The organism is Treponema sp. R6D11 (genome assembly GCF_054786075.1).
Genome location: NZ_BDHD01000844.1, coordinates 1 through 478, shown reverse-complemented (window position 1 = coordinate 478; position 478 = coordinate 1). Strand labels below are relative to the sequence as shown.

Here is a 478-nt window from a genome sequence, read left to right as displayed (position 1 = left end):
GACAGACTGGATACTATCCTAGGCGAAAAGCAGACAAGCGATCTTTTAAAAACTTTTTCCGCGATGACGGCGAATATCGACGCTGAACGCATATTGGACCTTTACGAGGAAATTACCGTGAATGAAAAAACGGCACTCCTTATGGAAGTGCTGGAAAACAAGGGGCAGTGCATGTTTACGGAGCTTGTCGTGCGCTCGGGCGAACTTGACATCGTATGTTCTTTTCTCGCTGTTTTGGAAGCCGCAAAATTGCGCATGATTTTAATTTATCAAAACCGCCTGTTCGGGGATATTCTGATTAAACCAAACGTAACAGAGGCGGTAAATTGAGCGCGAAAAAAGAAGCGGCGGCGCAGCAAGCAGCGCTTGTTGAAGCGATTCTCTTTCTTGAATCCGAGCCGATTGACGAAGGGACGATTGCCCGCATATCGGGGCTTTCCAATGACAAGGTAAGTGCCGCTATCGAAAACTTAAGAAA

The 478-nt window shown here is 46.7% G+C and carries 1 pseudogene; it reads left to right on the top strand.

The window, feature by feature from the left end:
- Positions 1–330, top strand: a pseudogene (locus ACYVTD_RS16435) (segregation and condensation protein A); the annotation flags it as partial.
- Positions 331–478: the final 148 nt, after the last annotated feature.